The organism is Rhodococcus sp. T7 (assembly GCF_009872365.1).
Lineage (GTDB): Bacteria > Actinomycetota > Actinomycetes > Mycobacteriales > Mycobacteriaceae > Rhodococcus_F.
The window spans coordinates 1-849 of record NZ_WXYH01000274.1 but is presented as its reverse complement, the minus strand read 5'-3'; the positions used below and the strand labels follow the sequence as shown (position 1 = coordinate 849).

Here is an 849-nt window from a genome sequence, read left to right as displayed (position 1 = left end):
GACCTGCGTGAACAGGTCCTGACAGGCGGTGTGGTTGTCCTTGCGGAACCGGGAGATCGTCACGTGGTCGGGGGCGTCGCCGGCGCAGATCACCCGGAACGCCACGTCCTCGGTGCAGGCCCGCTCGATCTGCCGGGACGACCGCATCCCCCGTGACCACGCCCAGATCAGCAGGGTCACCAGCATGTCCGGGTCGTACCCGGCCCGGCCCGCACCGCCGGTGCGGCGGGACGCGTGGAACGCCGACGTGTCGAGATGGGTGTCGACGATCTCGATCACCGTCCACACCGGATGCGTGTCCGGTAACCACTCCCGCATGTCCGGCGGCAACAGGAACTGCTGATCACGATGCACTGGTCGATATCCCTTGGCCACCAACACATTATCCAAGAAATCCCAGGCCAGGACGCTGTGACACGCTGATCAGCCGCCGGGATTTTGCAACAGCCCCCGGGCGGTTAACAAGTACTCACGGGAGCTACTTGAGCTCAGCGAGGACGGTGCCCTGGGTGATGGCGGAGCCGGGTTCGACGGCGAGGCCGGTGACGGTGCCGGCCTTGTGGGCGTTGACGGGGTTTTCCATCTTCATGGCCTCGAGGACGGCGATGAGGTCGCCCTCTTCGACTTGCTGGCCTTCTTCGACGGCGACCTTGACGACGGTGCCCTGCATGGGGGCGGTGACGGCGTCACCGGAGGCGGCGCCGCCGTGGGCGCCGCCGCGGGTGCGGGCCTTGGGCTTCTTCCGTGTGGCGCCGGCGGGGGCGCCGCCGGCGCCGAGGGTGAACTGGCCGGGCAGCGACACCTCGACGCGGCGGCCGCCGACCTCGACGACGACGTTCTGCCGGGGCA

2 protein-coding genes are annotated in these 849 nt (G+C 68.8%); both read right to left on the bottom strand.

The genetic code is table 11. The annotated features are described in order from the left end of the window. The coding region (locus MLGJGCBP_RS22875; RefSeq protein WP_442972119.1) for a transposase at positions 1-381 on the bottom strand (381 nt) is incomplete at its 3' end. Between the two features lie 97 nt (positions 382-478). Beyond that, a partial coding sequence (locus MLGJGCBP_RS22870; protein ID WP_160098234.1) for an acetyl-CoA carboxylase biotin carboxyl carrier protein subunit occupies positions 479-849 on the bottom strand: 371 nt, incomplete at its 5' end.